Below are 25,715 nucleotides of genomic sequence, written 5' to 3'. Positions count from 1 at the left end.
TAAAATGATAAAATTTAATATTTTTTTAAAAGAATTTTCGTATTTTTATTATTTTATTATTAAAATGATAATATACTATTCTTTTATATAAATGACAACGCGACGGTTTTTCTCCCAATTTTGCGGTGAATCATTTGGTACAACTGGCTTTGTGTCTGCATATCCTACCGCAGCTAGCCTTTTATCATCCACATTATACACTTCGATTAAGTGGTGAATCATATTTGCTGCTCGCGCGGAAGATAATTCCCAGTTTGAAGGGAATTTGTCGTTATGAATAGGTCTACTGTCTGTATGTCCTTCTACAACAATGGGATTTGGTACCGATTGGAAAAACCCAACTAATTGACTTATTATCTCTTTCGCTTCTGGTTTAACGTTCGCGTCACCTGTATCAAATATTAAATTATCTACTATAACGACGCTTACTCCCGTATCCTCTCGATATACATTCACTTGACTAATACCGTTATTATCTACATATGCTTTTAACTTCTTATATAATTCATCCATTCTTTTTTTCGAAATCATTTTTTCATCATTTTTTTCATGCGAAATATCTGGTATTGTATTTTCCATTACTTTTGCATCTACTTGCTCCGTATCACTAAACTTTTCAAGCATCTTTGACAATTTTACTGCATCCTGCTTTGAAGTAGCAACTAGTAATACAAAGAAAGTTAATAATAACATCGTTAAATCTGTAAAAGTCGTCATCCAACGAGGCGATCCCTTTTGCGGTCGTTTTATCATCACCATACCACTCCTTGCAATATTAGGCTGCTCGTTTTACTTTTTTTATCTTTGTTTCGTATACATACGTATCGAGTTTTAACTTTAATTTAGACGGAATTTGTCCACGATACAATTCTGAAATCGCTTCAATAACAAACTTCTTCTCTGTATATAAATCCTCAATACCACGATACACTTTTTCAGCAAGAGGGATTGCAATCATATTTGCAAGTACGGATCCATACAATGTCGTTAACATTGCAACTGCCATCCCTGTACCAATTTGCGACGTGTCTTGCAAGTTTTGAAGCATAATGATAAGACCAATTAAAGTCCCTATCATACCCCAAGCGGGAGCGAAATCACCAATTTTATCTAATAATGTCGCTCCCTTTCTTAACTCATACACTTCCGTTTCAACATCTTTCATTAACACTTCTTTTAATTCCTCTTCATCGTAACCACTTAACATTAATCGAATTCCTTTTTGAATAAAAGGATTGTCTACTTGCTCTCCATCAACTTCTAAAGAAAGCAGACCGTGTTTTTTAGACTTTTTCGAAAAATCAACAAACAAATCCGTTAACTGTTCTAAATCTTCTTCTCTTCTATGTAAAACAGTAAAAATACTTTTCGTATATTTTTTTATTTCTCCAAATCGATATGCCACAACAATTGTCGCTGTTGTTCCCCCTATAACAATTAAAATAGATGAAACATCTAAAAAGTTTTTAAAAGCTTTTATTCCACCGCCGCCAAGCATAATTGCCGCTATTACAATAGCAAAACCTACTATTATGCCCACTGGGCTAGAAATATCAAACTTCCTTTTTTTTCTTTCTGGTCTAGCAAACACTTGATTTTCGTCTCCCATATTCCTGCCCTTCCTTTTCATTTTTATAAAACATTTTTTTATTTTAATAATGCGTTTTCACATATAATGTTTATTATACGCTTATCATCTATTTATCGCAATATACTCATAAAATTGACACATTTCATTTCCATATTAGAATTATATTATGGAAATATAAGGAGGATCACGATGGAACATAACATTTTACAAGTCATTGCACTAGCAGAAAAACTAAAATATGAAATGAGACATAGCTGGCTTTCTAACGGGCGTCAAGAAAGCGTTGCTGAACATACGTGGCGCATGTCTCTAATGGCCATTTTAGTTGAACCTTATTTAGATCAAAAAGTAAATATTGAAAAATTACTTAAAATGGTTATTATTCACGACCTAGTCGAAGCAGAAGCTGGTGATATTCCTGCTTTTGATACAATGAATAGTCATGAATTACAATTACAAAAACAAATAAATGAACAAGAAGCAATTTTAAATATTAAACGAACATTAAAAGGTTCTCTCGGTGAGGAATTATATGATTTATGGATGGAGTTTGAAGCGAAAGAAACGTACGAAGCAAAAGTTGCTAACGCACTTGATAAACTTGAGGTGAAAATCCAACATAACGAAGCTGATATTGATACATGGCTACCAATTGAGCATAAAATGACATTCCAAGTAGCAAAGCATACAAACTTTGATTCTTTCCTATCTAAATTACAAAAAATCATCGAGCAAGATGGAGAAGAGAAATTACTAGCTGCCGGCATTGACGTTGAAGCTTGCAAAAGATAATGAAATAAGACACTCATATGAGTGTCTTATTTCATTATTGTTGATATAGCCTGCTTATAAATAAGTTGTTGTTTTCCATCAACTAACATTAAAACAGTAAATTTGTCTATTGCAACAATTTCTCCTACTATTCTAACGCCACTCTTTAAAAAAATTGTAACAATACCTTTTTCTTCTTTTATTTGTTTATATAGCTCGTCTTGTAAATGTTCCAAATACATCTCTCTCCTTTTTTGTTGAATATCTTAATATAAAAAACTACAAATTCTTTATTTATGTACTTTATCTTTTACATTCATAAACTTATTAATAAGTATATCTAAATCTCGGCTAAATAACAAAACTTTATCATGATCCAATCCATGTCTAGCAACAAGTTGAATTAGCTCTTTCTTTTTGTTTTCTATTTTATTTTTTAATTGTCCCATCTCCATCTCTTCACTAAAACTCCCTTTTCCCATAATATTACTTGTAAAATTATAGTACAAATTCTCTCATAAAAAAATATAAAAATGGTTTTTTTTACAATTTATATATTTTTTTATGAACAAATCGCAAAATATATAACGATTCATCCCCATATCCGTAGCTCTATATACAATTAGAATGACCATACAGGCGTTTGTCTAATTACAAAAGAGACTGGCTCCTTTTCCATACGAAAAACATACTGTATACAGTAGTCCATGAATTATATAGATTAACTTACTCAAAAGGAGGAAAACATATGAGTTATGGTGGAAGTTGCGCTGGTTTCGGCGGTGGATTTGCTTTGCTTATCGTACTATTCATCCTTCTAATCATCATCGGATGTAGCTGTTGGGGTGGCGGCGGATACGGATACTAATATATCCTATCCTTAACAAATGAACGAAAAACTATAAGAAAACAGCTCATATTTGAGCTGTTTTTTCATACTTTCGTATGAAGTTATGTCCCTCCTTTTTCTGATTTCAACTAATAAAAAAACGTTTACTATGAAATAAGAAATATTTTTACTTAGGAGGATTACCATGATTAAAGGTCTTTACGAAGCACATTTACCCGTCCGTAGCTTAGAAGTGTCTATACCTTTTTACGAATCGCTAGGACTAAAATTATATAAAAGAGGAGACGATATTGCTTTCTTTTGGATTAAAGAAAATGAAAGCTGGCTCGGTCTTTGGGAAGGCACAGAATACAAAGTGAATTATCATCCCTCTTTACGACACATCGCCTTTCAAGTAAGTTTACATGATTTAGAAAATGCGATTCATTGGCTAAATCAAAAAGGAATTTCAGCACGAAAAGACTTTGAAATGGAACCAATTGAACCAATTGTTTTTCCTGAATTAGCACATGCCGCTGTATACTTTAACGATCCTGATGGAAATAGTTTAGAATTGATTGCACAATTACCTGTTGGACTTCCTTCAGAAAAGAAAGTGTATTTAAGTGAATGGAAAAAACAAATTCAAGCATCATCATTACATAAGGGTTGAGCTTTTTATGTCAGTTTCTTATTCCGCACTTCTTAAAACAAATAAAAACTTCAATAAACTATTTTACGGACAAACATTAAGTGTACTTGGAGATTGGTTTCATACAGTAGCTTTATTAACATTCGTCTATAGCATAACAGAATCTCCGTTTATGATTGCACTTACTTTTATAAGTAAAGGTTTACCACAACTACTTCTTAGCCCTTTCATAGGCGGAGTGATAGATCGTTTTTCTAAAAAGAATATTATGATTTTTACCGATATTACACGGGGAATTCTAGTCCTTACATACATACTCGCAAGCTATAAAATTGAAATTATTTTCATTGCTAATATATGTTTATCTGTACTTTCTTGCTTATTTGAGCCAGCTAAACAAGCAACCTTAAAAAACATCGTACACGAAAATCATTTCGTAACTGCTAACTCTCTTTCTAGTACAATGAATGGTTTTATGTCTATTATAGGTGCTTCTTTAGGCGGTATAATTGCACAATCTTTACATATTGAGTTCGCTTTTTTAGTAAATAGCCTATCATACTTTATTTCAGCCTATTTTATTTATAGTATGTGTATCCCTTCTCATAATACTTGTAACAAGAAAAAAGCATTTTTGACTGATATAAAAGATGGTTATACATATATATCGCAAACAAAAATCATTTTAACATTAATTCTTGTCGGCATTTCATGGGGGCTTATTGGCGGCGCTTATCAGCTACTTCTAACAATCTATGCCGAAAAAATTTTCCACACGAACATTGGGATTTTATATACGGTTCAAGGGGCTGGGCTTATGATAGGAAGCCTTCTCGTTAATCTTTATATATCCCATAATAAAGAAAAAATGAAAAAAGCATTTGGCTGGGCCTACTTCCTACAAGGCATTTTCTTTCTTGGATTCATTCTATCCGATCAACTTATTTTCGGTATCATTACATTACTATGTATGCGCATAGCAGGAGGAATCATCGTTCCACTTGATACGACATTACTTCAAACTTACACGCACGAAAATATGATTGGTAAAGTTTTTTCCTTTCATTACTCAATTTATGGTTCGCTCATACAGTTATCTATGTTCATTACAGGATGGCTATTAGAAATCCTTTCTCCTCAAATGATTGGTAGTTTTCTAGCTACATGTTGTATTTTTGTTAGTTTTATATGGCTGTTCTTGTATTATCGCGGGAAACTTAATGAAGAATCTACTATTACTTAATAGCATGTTTATGTACATGCTATTTTTATTTATGTCGAAATATAAAGGAAAAAGACGATTTATTTTCCTTACGTTCTAATTTTTTAGAATGTACAATAAATTTAGATTATAAGAAAGGGGATGCCATAATGTTTGACGATAGACTTACTATTTCAGCTGAACAGCAGAAGCTTATTTCCAACGCAACTCGTATTCAAATTCTTCACCTTTTAAAAGACGAAGCACTCACTGCAAAACAAGTAGCTACTAAACTAAACAAATCTACTGGTAGCGTACATTATCACGTTCAAATTTTATATGATGGAGGGTTACTTGAATTAGTAGACACGAAGGAAAAACGAGGGATTATTGAAAAATATTACAAGGCAAAATCTGCTCATTTCTATATTGAAGAAAGCGGCACAGAGGGAACGAATACAGGTAGTCATATTGTTTCTCATTTATTTTTAACTCCAGAGGAATTACAACAACTTACTTGGGAGGTTACACAAGTTTTATTACGCTGGGAAAACAAAACCGCTCGTCAATCAAACTCTGAAGAGGAATACACTATTTCCTGCAGGATAAAAAAACAATGAAAGAAAGGTCCATCTGCTCATGAAAAATAAATTATTATTATTGTCGGGAACAGGAATTTCTCGTTTAGGTGATTTTATGTATCTCATCGCCCTAAACGTAATGGTGTTACATAGCACAAACTCTCCTGCTGCTGTAGCAGGATTATGGATTGTCGGTCCAATTGCGACCGTTGTTACAAAAATTTGGTCTGGTAGCATAGTAGATCGATTAAACAAACGGTCCATTATGCTTATCACAGATATCATTCGGGCAGCTCTCATTGGCTGTATACCACTATTTGATTCTATTTGGGCCATTTACATTTTTATCTTTTTGACTCGCATTGCTACATCATTTTTCGATCCGGCTTCATTTTCTTATAAAACAATGCTCATACGTGCTGAAGAACGCGCGCAATTCAACGCTTGGAGTAACTTTTGTACAAGCGGAGCTTTCATTATCGGTCCAGCTCTTGCTGGAATACTTCTCACCACGCACTCAGCAACCTTTGTTATTTACTGCAACTCACTTTCCTTTCTACTTTCTACCATTTTCATTTACTTCTTGCCAAACATTGCATTACAAACAAAGCAAAACGAAGAAGTTGCAAATACTTTCGTACAAACATTACGAAGTGATTGGAAACAAGTTTTTTCCTTCGCTCGAACTGAAACGTACATTATTCTCATATTCGTTTTATTTCAAGCGACTATGCTTGTCGCTATGGCACTTGATTCACAAGAAGTTGTTTTTACAAGACAAGTACTGTTTTTAACCGATATAGAATACAGTATGCTTGTTAGTATAACTGGCGCTGCTTACGTTTCCGGTTCATTTCTTGTCTCTCTCTTTGCCAAACGTTTACCAATTCAATATTGTATCGGATTAGGGACAATTTTCACAGCAATAGGCTATGTAATTTTCGCCTTTTCAAATTCATTTATCGTCGCGGCAGGCGGTTTCATTTTACTTGGCATTTCTTCATCATTTGCTGGTACTGGCTTTTTTACATTTTATCAAAATAACATCCCGGTTCATATGATAGGACGTATCGATAGCGTATTTGATTCCATAAAAAGTTTTATCCAAATCTTTTTCATTTTAGCAATTGGGGCATCCGCACAATTTCTTTCCGTTCAAATGACTGTAATAAGTAGCTCGTTACTTATCCTTTTCCTTTCCTGTTTATTAGCAATCCGAGTAATGACGCCTTCACGAGAAAAATATTTTAAGGCTACAGGATCATCATTGGAATATTAACCGCAACATAACAAGCGGCGATTTGCTAGGTAGTAAGCCCTCACTGATTAAAGTTTTACTTTATGTTAAAATATTAATGAAACTTGATTATGTGGGGGGGCTTTTTTGAATACTATATTCATGTTCATTTGTATTATATTAGTAGCTTCTATTTTACAAACAAGTACCGGTTTTGGCTTTTCTATTATGGCAACACCTTTCTTACTCATGTTATTTCTACCACAAGAAGCTATACAAATAAATATCATTTTATCATTCATTATTTCTATATCACTCATTTGGAAAATAAGAATGGACATTGATTGTATTCTACTGAAAAGATTAATTTTCGGCAGTATAGTTGGTGTTCCTTTTGGTATTATCATTTTCACTTCTATTAACATCAACACATTTAAATTAGCAATTAGCATCCTACTCTTACTATTAACTTTGATGCTAATCTGTAACTTTAAGATTCAATCAACAAAATCTAGAGATTTCATAGTTGGCGGATTATCCGGTCTTTTAACGACAAGTATCGGTATGCCAGGACCACCCCTGTTACTGTACTTTACAGGAACTGATACAAAAAAAGAGAAGCTGAGAGCAACTACTTTGGCTTTTTATCTATTTATATATTTCATTAGTCTACTAACGCAAATACTCTTTACTGGCACAAACAAGACAATTTGGGAATCAAGTTTTTACGCTATTCCAATCGTATTTCTAGGTTTGTATATAGGTCAAATTATTTTCAAATGGCTTAATCAACGGATTTTTAAAATATTTACGTACATCCTTTTAAGTTGCACGGGCATATATCTTCTTATTGAAAGTTTGCATTCGTTATAGAAGGTGCTTTAGTTTGTGTCATAACGGATAAGTTTTCAATATTTTTAAACGTGATAACAATAAAAAGCGGCTATTATGCCGCTTTTTATTTTCAAATTAAATATTTTAAAACTAGAAGCCCACCCATCGCTATTACAAACACATTGAAAAAAATCAGCCAACTTTTTTCAAACTCTTTATATCTCTCTTCTTTCACCCCACGTTGTTTTAGCTTCTCAATTACAGTTTTCAATTCTTGCTCATGCTCGGTACTTCCTAATTGTATATAGTTATTATCTATAGTAATTCCATATACATTCTTCATTTTTTTATGTCGCGAAACTGCTTGAATTGAGCTTATTAGCACATTGTACTCATTTATTTTTTTGAAATAACAATCTAACGATTTAATTCGTAATCTTGTATTTGTTAAAACAATGTAATAATAAAAAGTAGCACCTGCAGTTATTATACTTGGGATAACTTTAGAATTCACAAGGCTCCCCTCTTCCACTAATATTTCACATTCAATTTCTTCTCCTTCTTGTAACTCTTTCCGAACTGATTCTTCCAACATTTGCACCGTTAATTTCTTCAATAATTCTCCGTTTTTCACATAATACTTATCTACATTTATAGTCTCATCCGCTTCTTTCTCTAAACGTGTAATTTCTTCCTCTGAATATTGGAGCTCATTTAACATAGATAATAATCTTTTATCCATATTACACACTCCCTTTCCATAGTTTTTGAATTTTTTTCTTTCCACGAGAAATTCGATTGTATATATAATCCGCCGTTACTTTTAATTCTTTTGCAATGTCGTCAATGGAATATCCATCAATATACCTCTTTAAAAAGATATATCGATCTTTCTTATTTAAATCTTGAACTATTTCCATAATCTCTTCTTCTTGTTCTATGTCATACCTATCATGGATACCTGTATCTATCTCTACGTCTTTATCAATTTTATTCTCTTTATATACTTTCTTTTTATATTCCAGTGCCTTTAATTTAGTAATACCAATCATCCAAGATTTTAAGTTGCCCTTTTCTGTATCAAAATGGTCGATATGAAACCAAATAACAGTAAATACATCGTTATAACAATCATCCACATATTGTTTTTCAATAGGGGTACTTAATGATTTATGAATAATGTACAAAATTAATTTTCCATATTGATCAATCACTTCTTTCAAAGCATCTTGATCGCGTTTTTTCATAGCTATAATTAAATCCACTTCAGAATCGAAAATCATAAACATCTTCCTTCCTCAATTCCCCTTTAGCAGCTGCCTTTACTTACTATTGGCATTTCACTCTCATTTTCTATCACTTTTGTAAAATTTTTTTAATTTTTATGTATATGATATCAAATAAAATACCTAAGTTCAGAAAGGAGTATCTACATTCTGAACTTAGGTATTAACAATTAAATTATTCACTTATACTAACGTTTCATCACAAATCTCTGTTACATTTTTAAAGTATTGCAAGTTCTCCTTCGCTTCAGCTTCATTAAATAAATTGAGCTGCCTCATTATTTCAGTAGCAAATTCAACGTACGCAGACCCTACCGCTGTTATTATTTTTCCATCAACCGTTACATCTTTGTTTTGTTTATATTCCCATTCATGTAAATGAGCTAATTGTTTTTCATCTGATGTTAATGATGTTGAGAATTTCTTCTTATTCAGCACCCCTGCTGCATGTAATAAAGATGTTCCGGCACAAATACCCGCTATCCATTTATTTTGCTTATGTAATTTGTTCACAATAGATAACAATTGTTCATTTTCTAAATGATCAAAAATATGTCCGCCTGGTACGATAAACACTTCATAGTCCTCTATTTTAATTTGCTCAATAAAGACATGTGGTTGACACAAAAAACCGCCTTCTCCTGTAACTGTTTTTCCGTCTACAGTTGCTGTTATTATTTCAAATTGCTTACTTATCAAAAATAAACTCGCTATATTCACTTCAAATTCTGCAAATCCATCAAACAAAAAAATTAAAGCTTTTCTCATATTATCTCCTCCCCCTATACTTATTAGAAGACAATCACCTTTCTCCTCCAAAAAAAAAGCAAACCTGCATCACAGGTTTGCCTCTTTGCTCTCTTTGCTCACTTCTTATTAAATCCTTTTTCACTTAAAAACTCTTTCATATGCATTCTTTTTTCTTTAGACATAAACGAACTCATCGATTCCGTCCATGTTACGTTTTTTTGATTTGATGATCTTTCTTTATAATACGCGCTCATCGTTTCATCGTATTCATTTAATAATTCATCATATTTCTTTTCATCATATCCATTTTCATGAAGGATTGCTGCTATCGGTAAACGTGGTTTCACTCCGTGATCTTCATCTGGTACACCGACTGTCATTCCGAATACAGGATATACTTTATCTGGTAAATGAAGCAATTCGCTCACTTCTCTCGGATTATTACGAATACCACCAATATAACAAATACCGTATCCTAACGATTCTGCTGCTAACGCCAAGTTTTGCGCAAAGAGTGAAGCATCTACCGTTGCTACGATAAAGTCTTCTACTCCTTCATGCTTTATCTCTGTACCATGTTTTTCACATGCCATTTCAAGTCGTTTTAAATCTGCACAACAAACAAAGAATGCTGCGCAATCTTTCACATGACGATTTCCGGATAACTCTGCTAGTTTCGCCTTTAAGTCTTGATCTGTTACATGTATAACAGAATACGCCTGTACAAAATGTGAGGACGCCGCATGCTGAGCAGCTTGCACCATTCTTTCTATTACCTCTTTTGAAATTGATTCTTCTTTATATTTACGAACTGAAACGTGTTGCTCCATTTTATGTATGATCTCATTCATGAAAAACACTCCTTTTTTCTCTTCATAATGAAAAATTAACATATCTTTTTCAATATTCACAACTTATAAGCACAAAAAGAGCAATTCTTTTTGAATTGCTCTTTTTAAAACGTCTATTAGTACGATAAATGAAATTATACCGACAGATGTACATCATATTATTTCTTATCTTATTACGCCGTTTTCAAAACTTTAATACCTTTTACGATATTCCAAATAAAGTAGTAAATTCCTACAAGAATGAATACTGCATATGTGATCATCATTCCAATTCCAGCACCGTCAGATTGATTGAATCCTAAACCGTATATTCCTGATATCGCTAATCCTCCAAATAAAATTGCGTATGGGAAAATATGTGACCAAAATGCTTTTTTCGCGTGGTATTTCACTTCATCCTCCGCAACGAAGTACACGATTATTGGTAGTAAAAATGGTGCAAAAAAGATACTAAAGTAACATAGGGAAGATAATATATTATTTCCTTTCATCCGATTCACCTCTAAGTAGTTTTTGTTATCTTCATTATGTCAGGAATCCATTCTAGAAACTATCGCTTTACCTTTCATAAACATGACATATTTGTAAGATTTTCATCAAAAATAATCCCGCCTAGATTTCCAGACGGGATTATTTTCTCTATATTCGATTCATAAACCAATATTGCGTAATGGCTAAATACTCTCGTATGTTCGATGGAATTACAATTCGCTTCGGTGTTTCGGCCGGAAGACCTTCTAATTGTAAACCTTGCTTAGCTGCTATTTTTTTCGCTCTAAACATGTGGAAATCGTTTGTTACGATCATTCCTTTTTTCATATTGTCCGGAATTAAAGGTTTTGAGAATTTAATATTTTCATCTGTACTCGTTGACTTATCTTCCATGATAATGCGGTCTTCTGCAATTTTCAGTTTCATTAATCCATTTTTCATTGCTAATGCTTCTGAAATATCTTCCCCTTTTCCTTTCCCTCCAGATACAATAGCAATTGCTTTCTCATGTGATTTCAAATACTCAGCTGCTTTATCAATACGATATTGCAATGAGTACGATGGTTTCGTTCCGTTCACTTTCGAGCCTAATACAATGATATAATCAGCTTCATAGGTCGCATTCATTTGCCCATGCTTATAAATGTTATATTGTAAAAATCCCACATAAACGGCGCAAACCATTATAATTCCTATCATATACTTCATTATTTTTTTCTTTTTCATATCCATATACTCCTATGTTCTTTGCTTCTTTCATGATAATATCCATTTATTTGTTTGTATACAGACAAATTCCAATTCAACCTAATTTATCCTCTAGAAAGTAATATTTATATTTCTTTCGGGAACAGTAAGTACAACTTTGCACGAAGGAGTGTCTCTATTGCTTCTCTTTTTATGTAACGTATCGTTCTTTTTTATTTTATTTTTACTATCACTTAAGATGCTCGGTAAATCAGCTTTAGCACAACTAACTCCTCATGATTTTGGTGCTATTATCTTTTTATCTTATTTAGCTTTTCAAGCCATACCAGTCTCTGGTGCTTTGCAAGCTTTTCTCGGTATGGTCGTTATTACATGTTTGCATTTAATCCTTACAAAATTAAGCCTATTCAACAAACTAAATCGTTTTATTCTCGGGCACCCGATTATTTTAATTAAACATGGTGATATTATTTTTGAGAACTTACAAAAAAGTAGGTATCCCATTGCTGAATTACTTTCTAATCTTCGCGTCGCAGGATACCCAAGTGTTCATGAAATTGAATACGCTATTTTAGAAGCGAATGGAGCCATTAGCATTTTACCAAAGCGTGAACTTGTCCCATTAACTCCGAAAGATTTGAATATAGATGTTAAGTATGCTGGATTACCAATTGCCCTTATCGTTGATTCACAAATTCAATACGATAACTTAAAGTTAATTCATAAAGACAAAAAGTGGCTATATAAAGAGTTAAAAGAAAAAGGAATTACAAATATTAAAAACGTTGCCTTTGCTTCTGTTCAAGAAATTGATGGATCTTTTGCTATCAGTTTAAAAAAATAAAAAATCCCCTTACTTGCTCAAGGGGATTTTCTTCATTATATTACTTTTTTCTCACCTACCATATTTAATGGCACAGGATGTTTCATACGATTCATCGTAAACACGATAATCGCTGTCAATACTTCAGCTACTGGCATAACGAGCCAAATTCCGTTTATCCCAAATAATTTCGGCATAATCCATAATAATGGAATAATAAATAGTAACCCTCGACTCATTATAATAAGTACTGATTTTGTCGTTTGTCGCACTGATTGGAAGTACTCTCCATATACAATGTTATAACCTAAAAATACGTATTGGATAAAGAACAAGCTAATACCCGTTAATGTTAACTCCAATAACTCTGGAGATTGGACATCAAATAGACCAATAATATATTTCCCGAAGAATAATCCGACAATTATTGCAACGCCTCCAAGTACAACTGCAATTTTCACTGCAAACTGCAACCCTTCACGAAGTCTCTCTGCTAAATTTGCACCATAATGGAAACTAGCAATCGGTTGTAATGCAGCACCTACCCCAAAGAATAATAGTAATGTCATTGCATGAATACTATTCACCATCGCATAAGAAGCGACTCCTACTTCTCCTGCATATTGAACGAATGCAATATTAAAACCAATCGTTACAATCGCTACTGTACTTTCTGCTGTAAAGCTCGGGAAACCGATTATCATAATTTGTTTTACTGTATCCCATTCAAAATGGAATTTCGTCCATTTTAAAATACTACTTTTTCTAAAGAAATGCGTTAATAATACAAGGAAACCAATCGCTGCTGAAAGAATAGTTGCTGAAGCAGCTCCTGTTACGCCCCATTTAAAGATGAAAATAAAGATATAGTCAAACACTATATTTAATACAGCTGTTACAACTAAACCTGCCATTGCTAAATTAGGATTTCCATCATTTCGTATAAATGTACTTAAAATATTTTCTAAAACGTATATCATTCCAAATGTTAATAATACGTGTAAATAGTCTAACGCATACGGTAAAATCACTTCGTTTGCACCGAATAAGTATGCTAAGTCTTCTATTCTCCATAAGCAAATCGCCGCTAAAACGCCTACGATAATGACTGCTACCGTCATGGATTGAGTAAAAATAGACCTTGCTCTTTCAATTTTATTTTCACCTAATGCAATGGAATATAACGTTGCCCCGCCCATTCCAATCCATAATGAAATAGAGAAGAAAATTGAAAACGCTGGAATAGCCACGTTTACTCCTGCTAAACCGTTCGCCCCAACTCCTCTACTAATCATGACCGCGTCAATTACAATATTCACTGACATTAATACCATTCCAAGAACGGCTGGTATTAAATAAGAAATAAATAAACTTTTTATCGGTTTTTCTCTTAATTTTTCTGTTGCTTCCATACTATTATGCTCCTTTTTTCAACTCTCTTTTCTTAGTTTAAACCTTCAAGTAACTTGAAGGTCAATAGAGAATTTAAAAAATAGGTAACTGAATTATATGAATGAATGTAAGTTTGTAATCAATTCAAAGATTTTCATCTTATTTTTTTACTACAGGAATTTGAATTTCTGTTACTTGCTCCTCTGGATTTTCTGTTACAGACCAATCGATTAATCCAATCTCAATCGAATCTCCATGTACTTCATAACCTTCTTTATCAATGTATGTAAGTAACTCCTTGTACGTTGCATCTGTTTCTTCATACGGTCCATGATGATAAGAACAAGCATATAAACCTTCCTTAATCTCATCTGAATTATGCACTTCATACGGCATATAATCCAAAAGAATAAACACGCTACTATACGCTTGAAACTCATTTTGCATGAATCCTTTTTTCGCCACTGTTACACCGATATCTCCAGAAAATAAACTATCATCCATTTGCCTCATATTTTTTTGCAACGAATGGATGTAGTACTCAAACATATCATCCGTCGTATTCGGAGCAACCGCAATGGCTGTTATTTTTCGCCGCGGAATCTCTTTTATTACCATTTGTTTAGCTTTTGCTTTTGTTGCTTCCTTAATCAAATGAATTCTATGCTCCATTTTCGCCAAAGCATACTCAATTTCTCTTTGTTTTTTCAACATCATTTCTTGTTGTTTTTCCAACAAATTGAGTGCGTATGCTGGATTTCTTTCATCAATATATTTCTTAATTTCCTTTAATGGAATATTTAATTGGCGTAAAAACTTAATCGTATCTAATAGTGAAAATTGATCGATTGTGTAATAGCGATAATTTGTTTGTGGGTCCACAATGGACGGATGAAAAATTCCTTTTTCATCATAATAACGTAAAGTAGATTCCGCTATATTATGCATTTTTGCCATTTCTCCAATTGTAAAACGTTTATTTAATAACATCTTGTATTCCCTTCCATTTCTATTTATTTCATTATATGTTCATTCTGCCTTCAAAACAAAAAAGAATCCCCGTAAGAGAATTCTTTTTATTCATTATTACACCTCTATAATTATAGGAAGAATCATCGGTTTTCTTTTCGTACTCGTATATATATACTTCCCTAAAGCTTCTCTTACTTCTCTTTTCAAAATACCCCAGCTATTCACTTTCTCTTTCTTTACATTATTAATCGTAATAACAGCTAATTTATTTAATTCCTTCAAAAATTCTTCTGAATCACGAACATAGACGAATCCACGAGAAATAATATCAGGACCTGAAATTATTTCTCCATCCACTTTATTAAAAGTAATAACTAAAACGAGCATTCCATCTTCTGAAAGTTGTTTTCGATCACGTAATAATGCATTTCCAACATCACCAATTCCTAATCCATCTACATATATATTTCCTGCTTGTATTTTTCTCGATTGAATTGCCACTTGATTACTTATATCTACAACATCTCCATTACGAACGATAAAGATATTTTCTTTTTCGACACCAATTGATTCCGCTAGCAAGCTATGGTGATGTAGCATTCTAAACTCTCCATGAATGGGGATAAAATATTTTGGCTTCATTAATGTGAGCATTAACTTCAATTCTTCTTGATATGCATGGCCAGATACATGGACTCCAGTAGAACTGCCTGATCCGTAAATCACTCTTGCCCCTAATGCAAATAAGTTATCGATAATTCGCGAAACATTACGTTCATTTCCTGGAATAGGAGTCGCAGCTATAATAACTGTATCTTCTGGTAAAACATCTACTTGCCTATAGTTTCCACTAGCTAAACGCGCTAAAGCTGCCATTGGTTCTCCTTGACTTCCTGTACAAAGTATTGCGACCTGCTTTGGATCTAAATTATTTACCTCATTTGCTTCAATTAGCATACCATCTGGAATATTTAGATACCCTTTCTCTAGAGCAACTTCTACTACATTTACCATACTTCTGCCGAGCAAAGCCAGTTTTCGATTTGTTTTTATACAAGCTTCAACTATTTGCTGAACACGATTCACATTAGAAGCAAAAGTAGAAATAATCACTTTCCTATTTGCTTTCATAAATATTTCCTCTATCCGTTCCCCTACCGACCTTTCTGATGGGGTAAATCCAGGTCGTTCTGCATTTGTACTTTCAGATAGTAAAGCTAATACACCTTCACTACCTATTTTAGCCATTTTGTGAATATCAGGATGTTGATTATTAACTGGTGTTAAATCAAATTTAAAATCACCTGTATGTACTATAGTACCTTCTGGTGTATGAAAAACAATACCGAGGCAATCTGGAATGCTATGATTCGTTTTAAAGAAAGTTGTCTTAATAGCACCGAAATCAATTTCTGATTCTGAATGAATAACGATTAATTCTGTATCATCTTGAAGGTTATGTTCCTTTAATTTAATTTCAATTAAACCTAACGTTAACTTCGTAGCATAGATTGGTACGTTTAGTTGTTTTAAAAAATATGGTATTCCCCCAATATGGTCTTCATGTCCATGCGTCACGACTAATCCGCGAATTTTTTCTTTATTTTCTTGTAAGTAGGTGACATCTGGAATGATTAAATCAATTCCTAATAAACTTTCATCTGGAAATTTTGATCCACAGTCAATAACGACAATATCATTTTCAAATTGAATAACATACATATTTTTCCCTATTTCATTTACTCCACCTAAAGCAACGATAGACAAGTTATTTTTTAATGACTTCAAATGATAAGTCCTCCCTTTCACATTTATAATTCGTGAAATAACATTTAGGCTTTATTATTTGTAATGAAAAAGGACTTCATACTATTTCATACATATATAAATTCACACGCTACTCTTATATGTATATCCCCAATTACACAGTCTCTCTCTAAAAAAGCCCCCATTTTTCCATTGATTTTTTGTAAAATCTATTATATATTAATTACAGGTTCAAATTACAAGTTCAAAAGAACTCGTAATCAGACCCTTTGTTTAATGGGTTTTACATATTTTCATTAGGCAAATTCCGAGAAATCGTATGATAAAAATAAAAATGATAAGGAGAGGATCCGATGGAATTCGAATTTTTCTTTCAAATTGCACTTATTTTATTAAGTACAAAGCTTGCTGGTGATCTTAGTGTCAGATTAGGTCAACCTTCTGTACTAGGTAAATTAATTGTCGGTATCGTTATCGGTCCAGCTGTATTAGGTTGGATTGAAAACTCAGAACTTCTAACACAATTAAGTAATGTTGGTGTTATTCTTTTAATGTTTATGGCAGGACTTGAAACAGACTTAGAGGAATTAAACGCAAATCGTAATTCTTCTTTAGCTGTTGCACTCGGAGGTATCATTCTTCCATTCGTAGGTGGTTACGTTTCTGGTCTTATTATGGGAATGGAACAAGGAAATGCTGTATTTTTAGGATTACTTTTATGTGCGACAAGTGTTAGTATTTCCGTACAAACACTTCGCGATTTAGGAAAGATGAAAACACGTGAAAGTACAACTATGCTGGGCGCAGCTGTATTTGATGACATTCTTGTCGTTATTTTATTAGCATTTGCAATGAGTTTCCTAGGTACAGACGATGTTAACTTAACAATGATTATTTTGAAGAAAGTTGTATTCTTCGCTTCTATTATTTTAATCGGATGGAAAGGTGTTCCTGCGATTATGCGCTGGTTATCACCACTACGCGTATCTGAGTCTATCGTAAGCGCGGCTCTTATCATCTGTTTCTCATTCGCATATTTCGGCGAACTATTAGGAATTGCTGGTATTATCGGTGCTTTCGCAGCTGGTATCGCAATTTCTCAAACGAACTACAAACATGAGGTAGAAAAGAAAGTAGAACCAATTGCTTACGCTATGTTCGTTCCAGTATTCTTCGTAAGTATCGGTATGAATATTACATTTGACGGTATTGGCGATCAAATTTGGTTCATCCTAGCATTAACAGTAATCGCTGTATTAACGAAACTAATCGGTTGTGGCTTAGGTGCACGAATGACTGGATTTGACGCTAAGTCTTCTGCAATTATCGGTTCTGGAATGGTTTCTCGTGGTGAAGTTGCACTTATCATCGCAGGAACAGGACTTTCTTCAGGTCTACTAGCACAAGATTACTTTACAGCTATCGTTATTGTCGTTATTTTAACTACAATGATTACACCACCAATGTTAAAATACACTTTTGGTGCAAAAGATAAAGCAATGAAAGCAAGTAAATAAGTTTAATAAAAAAGAAGCTTACTATCTTATAAGATAGTAAGCTTCTTTTTCGTTTTATCTTTAAACAATCCCGTTCGTTTTTAACCATTTTTCAAAAATAACTCGTGCTTCATCATCATCAATATCATTACGAAATGAATACACCATAATCATCTACATATTCATCTAGCTTCATTTCCTCCACTTTCTTATAAAAATCGTCTACCTCATAGTGTGGAATATACGCATCCCAAACTGGTTCATTTATTCTTTTGTACGCCGTCACTTCTAAATCATATCCATCTTCATAATATCCGATGTGATAATGTTGACTAGGATCATATTTCTCCATAATAATTCCCCTCCCTTTGAAAACTTACCATATTTCACCTCATAAACAAAAGCGAGCTGTAATCACAGCTCGCTCGATTCATTAAATGCGTTCCATCGCTGTCTTCAACGTTCCAACAACAAAGGCAATTTCTTCACTTGAAATAATAAGCGGTGGTGCTAGCGTTAAAACGTTATTATATCCTGCTGTTGTCATACCGTTTCTACCTATAATCAACCCTTTTTCTTTACAAGCATTTACCACACTTGCAATTTTGTCGTTATCAATTGGCTCTTTCGTCTCTTTATCGTTTACTAGTTCAATTCCCACTAGTAGACCTTTTCCTCTAATATCTCCAACAAGTGGATGCTCTCCAATTTCTTCTTTTAATTGTTCTAATAAAAGCGAGCCCATTTGTGCAGAGCGCTCAATTAAATTTTCATTCTCCATAATTTCTAAATTTTTAAGTGCTAGTGCACAAGCTGCAGGATTTCCACCAAATGTATTAATATGACGGAAGAATTCATATTCTCCCTTTCCTTTAAATTCTTCATATATTTCTTTTTTCACAGCTGTTGCTGATAATGGTAAATATGCACTTGTAATCCCTTTTGCCATTGTAATAATATCTGGTTTCACATCATAATTCATAAATCCAAATGCCTTTCCTGTACGCCCAAAACCGCAAATCACTTCATCGCTAATGAGCAAGGCACCGTGTTTTTGACACGTTTCATGAACAGCTTTCATATAGTCTTGTGGCGGCATTAAAATGCCTCCGCCTGTAATAATTGGTTCCATAATAAAAGCTGCAATCGTTTCACTTAGTTCCCATGTCATGACCCGATCTACTTCTTTTACACATTCTACATCATAAATGTTCTCTCTTTCTATTCCAGGCATACGATAACAATCTGGCGGCGTTACATGTAAAAATCCTGAAGCAAATGGCTCATATTGATATCTACGCTGTGCTTGTCCCGTCGCTGCAATCGTTGCCATTGTATTCCCATGATAGCCGCGGTAACGTGACATAAATTTATAACGATGTGGTTCACCTTTTTGCGCATAGTATTGTCTTGCTATTTTAAAAGCTGTTTCGTTCGCTTCCGAACCACTATTAGAGAAGAAAATAACATACTCTCCTCCAAGCCATTCATTTAATTTTTCTGCAAGCTTTATAGCCGGTTCATGTGATTGTGACATCGGAAAGTATGATAATGTTTGTAATTGCTTATATGCCGCTTCTGCAAGCTCTTTTCTGCCATATCCACTATTCACACACCAAAGACCACTCATACCATCTAAATATCTTTTTCCTTGTATATCTTCAACCCAGCACCCTTCTGCTTTTGCCCCTACCATTGTACTATTTGGACTAAAGGGACGCATTCCGTGCCAAACATATTGCTCATCTTTTGCTAATAATTCATCAGTCTGTTTCGTTTTCATCATTTCTTCCACCTTCCATAACAACTTATTTTTCACAAAAGCTGCGCTGGTGCCATGATGATTTAAATTTCTCCCTGCTTATTTTCATTCCACAAAATTAAGACAAATCCTACTTACAAAGCAGTATTATTTACAAGAAAATGACAAAAGAGGAGCTTTTCTTATCTATCGAAAAGCTCCTCTTTTTTAATGCGAAGACGCGTCACTAATACCATGCCCAGTATTAGATTTCACGAGAATTTCATCAAATTTCGCTGCATCTTCTTTCTTACTAGATAAAACAGTTCCTAAATACGCTGCAAGAAATCCAAGCGGAATCGAAATAATTCCAGGTGTCGTATATGGGAATATCGCTTCCCCAACAAATATAGCTTTTCCAGCTACAGGGTTCCATACATTTGGGCTTAACGCTACAAGAACAATAGCTGATACAAGACCAGCAATCATACCAGAGATGGCACCTGTTGTATTGAAGCGCTTCCAATATATTGTGAATAATATAACTGGCAAGTTTGCACTCGCTGCAACTGCAAATGCTAACGAAACTAAAAATGCTACGTTCAATGTTTGAGCAAATAACGCTAGTATAATAGACAATACCGCTACTCCAATAGACGCATAACGAGCCATGGATACTTGCTCTTTTTCCGTTGATTTCCCCTTACGGATAATTTCGTTATAAAAATCATGTGCGAATGCTGATGCTGCTGTTAATACAAGGCCTGCCACTACAGCTAAAATCGTTGCAAAGGCAATTGCTGATACGAAAGCAAATAAGAAATCTCCGCCCAATGCTTTCGCTAATAAAGGTGCTGCCATATTACCAGCTGGATTTGCTTTAATAATTGCCTCATTTCCTACAAACGCCGCTGCCCCAAACCCTAAGAAAATTGTCATAATATAAAATGCGCCAATTAACCATGTCGCATATACGACAGATTGACGTGCCGTTTTTGCATCACGTACTGTAAAAAAGCGGACAAGAATATGTGGTAACCCTGCTGTACCAAGAACTAGTCCTAAATTTAAAGATAGCGTATCAAGACCATCTTTATACTTTACACCGGGATTTAAAAACGACTCTTTTAACGGAGTAGCTGTTTTCATTTGCGCGAACATTTCCGTCACACTGAAATTAAATTTAGCGAAAACGATTACAGAAATAATAAATGTACCGGCCATAAGTAATACTGCCTTAACAATTTGCACCCAGCTCGTCGCAGTCATACCACCAAAAATAACATACACAGTCATAAGTGTACCAACGATTAATACAGATGTTGTATATTCGATTCCTAATAGTAATTTAATAAGTGCACCCGCACCAACTAATTGTGCAATCATATAAAAAATGGATATCGTCATCGTATTAAGCGCTGCAACTCCGCGAACTTTTTTCGCATCAAAACGCGCCGCAATCATATCTGCTAATGTGTATTTCCCCAAGTTTCTAAGCGGCTCTGCAACTAAGTATAGTACAACTAAATAAGCAACTAAGAAACCGATACTATAGAAGAAACCATCAAACCCAGTTAACGCGATCGCTCCTGCTATACCAAGAAAAGACGCAGCAGACATATAATCTCCCGCAATGGCCAGACCATTTTGCCAACCAGTTAATCCCCCTCCAGCTGTATAAAATTCACTCGCATTTTTCGTTTTCTTCGATGCAAAATAAGTTATGACGAGTGTACCAAGTACGATGATTAAAAATAGTGCAAAAGCGGTTGTATTCAAAGTCAGCCCCTCCCTTTTTGCATCTCTTGCAGAATATTTTGTGAGATTTTATCAAAAGATTCAGCTTTTTTGCTGTAAATCATACATAATGACCACGTCATAATAAATTGTGCAAAAGCAAATACCCACGCCCACGTAACATCACCAAATGCCGATGTATTGAGTACCTTTGAATACGATGTTAAAATAGGTAACGCAATAAAAAAACTTAAAAAGAAAATACTCATTGGAACGATGAACTTCTTTTTCGTATTTAATAACAATTGAAATTCTTCTGACTGAACAACCTCTGTATAATTCACCTCATTTTGTAACTTACGTGCTGACGTATCATCTCGTTTCATTCTCTAATCCCCTCTCTTACTGAAAGTACAATTCCCCCTTGTATACCCAAAAACTAAATTTTATAAATATTCAGAAACTTATTTTCATTTTAGACAATCCATACATTCCTGCAAAGATTTTTCGATAGACATTTTTCGGCATTTTCCCCTAAATTTTTAATATATTTTTTCAACATAAAATTTACGCACCAGTGAAGCTTTCATACTCATTAAAATAGAATAAAAAAGTAGTGCTTATCGCACCACTTCTGTTTTTTTCTCTTTTTCTAAATTACGAGCTGTTTCGCTTAATTCAACGTCTTTTCCATCTTTAAGCGTTCCAAATATGAAATCGAATACTGGATTTGAAACACCAAACCAAAATTTTTCATTTTTATAATGGTGTAATATGTGCTGTTTTTTTAGCCACCTACCAAACTTGGTGACGGGACGAATTGGCTTATGTGCAATATAATGTTTCCATTCATAAACGAGAAGCATAATAATCATTCCGATTCCGAATGAAAGTGTAATGGTAACACTTTTTGTTATCACGTATGATATAAGTAAATATATAGTAAAGCTCGGTATACTAAACCATACAGGCAAAAATAACAGTTTTAAATCATCTGGATAGACGTGATGGTCATAATGTAATCTTCTTAGCATTTTTAATAAAAATACGTTTTTAGGTGGTTTTAAGTGAAATAAAAAACGGTGTGTCATATATTCGTTTAGCGTATAAAAAATAATACCAAACAAACAAGCTAACAAACCGATCCATGTGAAAAATTGCATTTTTAAAATAATGATAAAAACAAATAAAATACTATACATAATAACGATATCATGTTGTAAAAAGAACTCTTTCCCCACCCTCTTCATCTTCCTTCCCCCTTTTCAAAAAAAACAGTCGCAACATATCGTTACGACTATTTCTTTTCTATATCTTATTCTATACGCTTTACAAATTTGCCTGTTGCTCTATTGTCGAGAAAAAATTGTTCGGTCCAAATATATTTTGCTTTGGAATAATATGTTCCACCGCAAACACTGTTACTTCTCCTCTTTGTACCTCTCCAATAATAAGTCCAAATATTTCATGATTTACAGCAAACGTTGGTTGCTTTGTTTGTAGTAATCTTGCTGCATTATGAAATACCGCTTCATATAGTGGATTTCTATCAGTAATTTCTTTTCTGATTTTTGGTGCTAACGTAATAATGATTTCTTTTCCGTCAATAGTGGTTCGATACATAAAAATCTCCCCTTCAATCTTATGTGAACAACTGTAAAGCTTTGTATGCAAAATGGATAGAATATCCTACTAAAATAATACCTGCTCCGGCTGTTATATAGCCAAGTGCTTTTTGCTTTAATAAAGTTCTGCCAAAATGGACAGAAAAAGCAATATTTACATTCCATAAAATAATACCAACGATAATACAAAGACTGTACAAAAAGGCTTCTTGTTTCGTTACCTTCGTAAGCAATGAGCTAAGTGTACTTCCGTATATACCAAACCAAAAAACAAGATTTAATGGATTGGATATCGCAATTAAAAAACCTGCCATAAACGATTGTTTAAGGCCGCCTACCTCTTCTTTTTTATATTCCATATTCGATTGAGAAATTCCTTGTTTTACACTTTGAAATCCTAAATAAAATAATAAGAAAAACCCTGTGCAATACATAAAAGCTTGTACATATGTATACATAAACAGAGAAGATAAACCGAAATAGATGAGAAGCATAAACAAAATATCTGCTGTCATTCCACCAATTCCAACAACCCACGCATGCCAAAAACCTCGTTCAATTCCTCGTTTTAACATTTCAATATTAATCGGACCTACTGGCGCAGCTAATGAAATACCTAATACAATTTGCTGTATAATCGCTCCAAACATTGCTCTATCCTTTCTACTTTCTTTACTATTAAGTAATGATGTAATGATTAAAAATAGACTAGCTTTCAACAAAATATGTACTACTAAAATACCCTTTTTTATCCAAAATATGCAAAAGAGCCATCCAGATGATGACTCTTACTTTTCTATCTTATGAAGAAAAGGACATTTTCCTTTTAACGGTTCTACATCGTCTCCTATAAAGTATTGTTTCCATTCACGATGATCCGGATCACCATAATGACTAATGTTAGGATGTTTCGGCAGCTGATCCCACTTTTCAACTCGCTCACGGACCGTTTGCCTAGAATATGCTCCTTTAGGACGATCCCCTTCTAATCCATCAAATATAGTACGTGGCTGAAATCCAATAACGAGAGAATTTCCTAAATGCCTAGTTTTTCGTTGTTTATAGGCTGGTGCGTTTCCAAATGCGAATATCGGTTCCCCGCCAAATGAAAATTCCCATAAGTAATGGTCTGGGTCTTTAGGAATTTGCTTTGGCCATGTTTCCTTATCGTTTTCATGTAAATATTGTAGTACTTTCCAAAAGTAATCACGGTAATATTCCAGTGATTGCTCCTCACATTCCGGTTCTACAAAAAGAAAAAAGCCTCTTCTTACAATTGGACGCTCTTTCATTAGCTCTAAAAAAGATAACATTGTATATGGCAAATGACTCCAATCATTATGAGAGAGAAATGAATAACGAAGTTCATTCTTTTTTAAAGCTGTTAAGCCGAAATAGCACGGAAAAGTTGGTTCTAGCACAACACTCGAAAAATTTTGAAATTCCTTTGCAACCCAATTCGGTATGTCGTTTCTCGTTCTCATTCCTTCATTATCTAATAAATAAGACTCATTCATTCTTTCACCTCATTATGTATAGCGTTCAATTAAGACTATTACATACTCGGCCTGTCCTATACCTATTAAAAAATTTGGCTAAAAAATTATTTAAAAATACAAAAAAATAAAATCGCTTACTTGACTAAATTCTCCCAATTCGTGTATATTTAAATTAATCATTTAGCAGAATATTCAAGATTATAGCATTTTTAGTTTATATTATCTTTTCAAATGAATTTCACTAAATGAAAAAACGTAAATGTTTTCTAGGAGGAATTGTAACATGCAAGGAAAAGTAAAATGGTTTAACAACGAAAAAGGTTTTGGATTTATCGAAATTGAAGGCGCTGACGATGTATTCGTACATTTCTCTGCTATTCAAGGCGAAGGCTACAAAGCTTTAGAAGAAGGTCAAGAAGTATCTTTCGATATCACTGAAGGAAACCGTGGACCTCAAGCTGCTAACGTAGTAAAACTTTAATCCAACATATGACAGGAGGTTACCTTACTTGGTAACCTCCTTTGTTATTCCTTTGTATATTTCCGTTTTCCAGAGCAAAAACTATGTGAAATGCGCACTATACAAAGGAGGAATTATTAATGGGATCAGAAGTAAATGATTTTGAAGAAGTGAAATTCCGTGTAGAAACAGCACAAAAAATGGTAGGATCAGCGACAATTTCAATGGATCCAGATACATTAGAGCATGCTACTACTGCTGTAGAAGCAGCTCGCTCTCAGCTTGAAATTATGAAATCTGTTGCAACAGATTTAGACGAGCCATTTTTAATAAATGAGGAAAAGAAATTAAGCGAGTGTGAGCATCAATTAAATGAAGCGAAGCACTAAAAAACATCCAGAGAGTTTTCTCTGGATGTTT

Annotated in this window: 31 protein-coding genes and 1 pseudogene; 11 read left to right on the top strand and 21 right to left on the bottom strand. The window is 33.8% G+C overall.

The features are described 5' to 3' along the window. Positions 1-75: 75 nt before the first annotated feature. Together BGI23_RS08295 and BGI23_RS08290 are read right to left on the bottom strand one after the other, a co-directional pair. Complete coding sequence (locus BGI23_RS08295; RefSeq protein ID WP_000596045.1) at positions 76-753, bottom strand: OmpA family protein; 678 nt, start codon at positions 751-753, stop codon at positions 76-78. A 22-nt stretch (positions 754-775) separates the two neighbouring features. Continuing rightward, the gene (locus BGI23_RS08290; protein WP_070805657.1) at positions 776-1,609 is read right to left on the bottom strand and encodes a flagellar motor protein MotP; all 834 of its coding nucleotides are present in this window, start codon (positions 1,607-1,609) and stop codon (positions 776-778) included. 171 nt (positions 1,610-1,780) lie between these two features. On the opposite strand from BGI23_RS08290, the gene BGI23_RS08285 reads away from it, so the two are divergent. Continuing rightward, positions 1,781-2,383, top strand: a complete 603-nt coding sequence (locus BGI23_RS08285; RefSeq protein WP_048551694.1) for an HD domain-containing protein — start codon at positions 1,781-1,783, stop codon at positions 2,381-2,383. Positions 2,384-2,409: 26 nt separating this feature from the next. Here the strand turns inward: BGI23_RS08285 and hfq are convergent, their stop codons facing one another. After that, positions 2,410-2,598: an RNA chaperone Hfq gene (gene hfq, locus BGI23_RS08280; protein ID WP_000400652.1), complete on the bottom strand. Its 189-nt coding sequence runs from the start codon at positions 2,596-2,598 to the stop codon at positions 2,410-2,412. A 54-nt stretch (positions 2,599-2,652) separates the two neighbouring features. After that, positions 2,653-2,871, bottom strand: a complete 219-nt coding sequence (locus BGI23_RS08275; RefSeq protein ID WP_002080856.1) for an aspartyl-phosphate phosphatase Spo0E family protein — start codon at positions 2,869-2,871, stop codon at positions 2,653-2,655. 239 nt (positions 2,872-3,110) lie between these two features. Between BGI23_RS08275 and BGI23_RS08270 the strand changes: the two genes are divergently transcribed. The 6 genes from BGI23_RS08270 (at position 3,111) to BGI23_RS08245 (ending at position 7,735) form a co-directional block, all read left to right on the top strand. Continuing rightward, a complete protein-coding gene (locus tag BGI23_RS08270; RefSeq protein ID WP_000120179.1) occupies positions 3,111-3,230 on the top strand; it encodes a YjcZ family sporulation protein in 120 nt (39 codons plus the stop codon). A gap of 166 nt (positions 3,231-3,396) precedes the next feature. Further along, a complete protein-coding gene (locus BGI23_RS08265) occupies positions 3,397-3,864 on the top strand; it encodes a VOC family protein (RefSeq protein ID WP_070805656.1) in 468 nt (155 codons plus the stop codon). 7 nt (positions 3,865-3,871) lie between these two features. After that, positions 3,872-5,086 (top strand): MFS transporter, encoded by a 1,215-nt coding sequence (locus BGI23_RS08260; RefSeq protein WP_070805655.1) that lies wholly within the window; start codon positions 3,872-3,874, stop codon positions 5,084-5,086. A 128-nt stretch (positions 5,087-5,214) separates the two neighbouring features. After that, on the top strand, positions 5,215-5,664 hold the full coding sequence (locus BGI23_RS08255; RefSeq protein WP_070805654.1) for an ArsR/SmtB family transcription factor: 450 nt from the start codon (positions 5,215-5,217) through the stop codon (positions 5,662-5,664). Between the two features lie 19 nt (positions 5,665-5,683). Further along, positions 5,684-6,904 (top strand): MFS transporter, encoded by a 1,221-nt coding sequence (locus BGI23_RS08250; RefSeq protein WP_070805653.1) that lies wholly within the window; start codon positions 5,684-5,686, stop codon positions 6,902-6,904. A gap of 105 nt (positions 6,905-7,009) precedes the next feature. Further along, the gene (locus tag BGI23_RS08245) at positions 7,010-7,735 is read left to right on the top strand and encodes a sulfite exporter TauE/SafE family protein (protein ID WP_001092069.1); all 726 of its coding nucleotides are present in this window, start codon (positions 7,010-7,012) and stop codon (positions 7,733-7,735) included. 91 nt (positions 7,736-7,826) lie between these two features. Here the strand turns inward: BGI23_RS08245 and BGI23_RS08240 are convergent, their stop codons facing one another. From BGI23_RS08240 to BGI23_RS08215, 6 genes are all read right to left on the bottom strand, one after another. Beyond that, the gene (locus BGI23_RS08240) at positions 7,827-8,438 is read right to left on the bottom strand and encodes a flagellar motor switch protein FliG (RefSeq protein ID WP_000361348.1); all 612 of its coding nucleotides are present in this window, start codon (positions 8,436-8,438) and stop codon (positions 7,827-7,829) included. Position 8,439: 1 nt separating this feature from the next. Beyond that, positions 8,440-8,985, bottom strand: a complete 546-nt coding sequence (locus BGI23_RS08235; RefSeq protein WP_070805652.1) for a sigma-70 family RNA polymerase sigma factor — start codon at positions 8,983-8,985, stop codon at positions 8,440-8,442. Between the two features lie 180 nt (positions 8,986-9,165). After that, positions 9,166-9,750, bottom strand: coding sequence for a type 1 glutamine amidotransferase family protein (locus BGI23_RS08230; RefSeq protein ID WP_070805651.1), 585 nt, complete (start codon positions 9,748-9,750; stop codon positions 9,166-9,168). A 98-nt stretch (positions 9,751-9,848) separates the two neighbouring features. After that, a complete protein-coding gene (gene nfsA, locus BGI23_RS08225) occupies positions 9,849-10,583 on the bottom strand; it encodes an oxygen-insensitive NADPH nitroreductase (RefSeq protein WP_070805650.1) in 735 nt (244 codons plus the stop codon). Between the two features lie 173 nt (positions 10,584-10,756). Further along, complete coding sequence (locus BGI23_RS08220) at positions 10,757-11,074, bottom strand: magnetosome magnetite crystal formation protein family (RefSeq protein ID WP_000678041.1); 318 nt, start codon at positions 11,072-11,074, stop codon at positions 10,757-10,759. Between the two features lie 148 nt (positions 11,075-11,222). Continuing rightward, positions 11,223-11,774 carry a YdcF family protein gene (locus BGI23_RS08215; protein WP_317458980.1) on the bottom strand — a complete coding sequence of 184 codons (552 nt, stop codon included), beginning with the start codon at positions 11,772-11,774 and terminating at the stop codon, positions 11,223-11,225. Between the two features lie 187 nt (positions 11,775-11,961). Between BGI23_RS08215 and BGI23_RS08210 the strand changes: the two genes are divergently transcribed. Next, positions 11,962-12,627: a DUF421 domain-containing protein gene (locus BGI23_RS08210; protein WP_000923934.1), complete on the top strand. Its 666-nt coding sequence runs from the start codon at positions 11,962-11,964 to the stop codon at positions 12,625-12,627. A 35-nt stretch (positions 12,628-12,662) separates the two neighbouring features. Here the strand turns inward: BGI23_RS08210 and BGI23_RS08205 are convergent, their stop codons facing one another. The 3 genes from BGI23_RS08205 to BGI23_RS08195 all read right to left on the bottom strand — a co-directional run bounded on the left by BGI23_RS08205 (position 12,663) and on the right by BGI23_RS08195 (position 16,758). Next, positions 12,663-14,018 carry an MATE family efflux transporter gene (locus BGI23_RS08205; RefSeq protein WP_044790360.1) on the bottom strand — a complete coding sequence of 452 codons (1,356 nt, stop codon included), beginning with the start codon at positions 14,016-14,018 and terminating at the stop codon, positions 12,663-12,665. Positions 14,019-14,157: 139 nt separating this feature from the next. Then, the gene (locus tag BGI23_RS08200; RefSeq protein ID WP_000925927.1) at positions 14,158-14,988 is read right to left on the bottom strand and encodes a MerR family transcriptional regulator; all 831 of its coding nucleotides are present in this window, start codon (positions 14,986-14,988) and stop codon (positions 14,158-14,160) included. 96 nt (positions 14,989-15,084) lie between these two features. After that, complete coding sequence (locus BGI23_RS08195; protein WP_044790361.1) at positions 15,085-16,758, bottom strand: ribonuclease J; 1,674 nt, start codon at positions 16,756-16,758, stop codon at positions 15,085-15,087. Between the two features lie 332 nt (positions 16,759-17,090). Here BGI23_RS08195 and BGI23_RS08190 point away from each other — a divergent pair, with 332 nt between their 5' ends. Then, entirely contained in the window at positions 17,091-18,254 is a 1,164-nt protein-coding gene (locus BGI23_RS08190) for a cation:proton antiporter (RefSeq protein ID WP_000393887.1), read from the top strand. A 60-nt stretch (positions 18,255-18,314) separates the two neighbouring features. Here the strand turns inward: BGI23_RS08190 and BGI23_RS08185 are convergent. The 8 genes and pseudogenes from BGI23_RS08185 to BGI23_RS08150 form a co-directional block, all read right to left on the bottom strand. Continuing rightward, positions 18,315-18,585, bottom strand: a pseudogene (locus BGI23_RS08185) (DUF3986 family protein). Positions 18,586-18,666: 81 nt separating this feature from the next. Next, a complete protein-coding gene (locus BGI23_RS08180; protein ID WP_070805649.1) occupies positions 18,667-20,016 on the bottom strand; it encodes an aspartate aminotransferase family protein in 1,350 nt (449 codons plus the stop codon). Between the two features lie 186 nt (positions 20,017-20,202). Then, entirely contained in the window at positions 20,203-21,753 is a 1,551-nt protein-coding gene (locus BGI23_RS08175) for a solute symporter family protein (RefSeq protein WP_001098251.1), read from the bottom strand. A gap of 2 nt (positions 21,754-21,755) precedes the next feature. Then, positions 21,756-22,097 (bottom strand): DUF485 domain-containing protein, encoded by a 342-nt coding sequence (locus BGI23_RS08170; RefSeq protein WP_070805648.1) that lies wholly within the window; start codon positions 22,095-22,097, stop codon positions 21,756-21,758. Positions 22,098-22,331: 234 nt separating this feature from the next. After that, positions 22,332-22,961 carry a sterol desaturase family protein gene (locus BGI23_RS08165; protein WP_000832152.1) on the bottom strand — a complete coding sequence of 210 codons (630 nt, stop codon included), beginning with the start codon at positions 22,959-22,961 and terminating at the stop codon, positions 22,332-22,334. A gap of 79 nt (positions 22,962-23,040) precedes the next feature. Next, a complete protein-coding gene (locus BGI23_RS08160; protein WP_000286361.1) occupies positions 23,041-23,334 on the bottom strand; it encodes a hypothetical protein in 294 nt (97 codons plus the stop codon). A 19-nt stretch (positions 23,335-23,353) separates the two neighbouring features. Continuing rightward, complete coding sequence (locus tag BGI23_RS08155; RefSeq protein WP_000466557.1) at positions 23,354-23,986, bottom strand: LysE family transporter; 633 nt, start codon at positions 23,984-23,986, stop codon at positions 23,354-23,356. Positions 23,987-24,124: 138 nt separating this feature from the next. Next, positions 24,125-24,853 carry a YqcI/YcgG family protein gene (locus BGI23_RS08150; protein WP_070805647.1) on the bottom strand — a complete coding sequence of 243 codons (729 nt, stop codon included), beginning with the start codon at positions 24,851-24,853 and terminating at the stop codon, positions 24,125-24,127. Positions 24,854-25,118: 265 nt separating this feature from the next. Between BGI23_RS08150 and cspB the strand changes: the two genes are divergently transcribed. Together cspB and BGI23_RS08140 are read left to right on the top strand one after the other, a co-directional pair. Beyond that, the gene (gene cspB / locus BGI23_RS08145; RefSeq protein WP_001161727.1) at positions 25,119-25,316 is read left to right on the top strand and encodes a cold shock-like protein CspB; all 198 of its coding nucleotides are present in this window, start codon (positions 25,119-25,121) and stop codon (positions 25,314-25,316) included. A gap of 119 nt (positions 25,317-25,435) precedes the next feature. Beyond that, complete coding sequence (locus BGI23_RS08140; protein WP_000534391.1) at positions 25,436-25,684, top strand: DUF2564 family protein; 249 nt, start codon at positions 25,436-25,438, stop codon at positions 25,682-25,684. The last annotated feature ends 31 nt before the right edge of the window (positions 25,685-25,715 follow it).

The sequence above is a fragment of the Bacillus sp. ABP14 genome (genome assembly GCF_001831375.1).
In the GTDB taxonomy this organism is placed as follows: Bacteria; Bacillota; Bacilli; order Bacillales; family Bacillaceae_G; genus Bacillus_A; species Bacillus_A paranthracis.
Note: the sequence above shows the minus strand (reverse complement) of the source record. Positions and strands in the feature narration are given on the sequence as shown.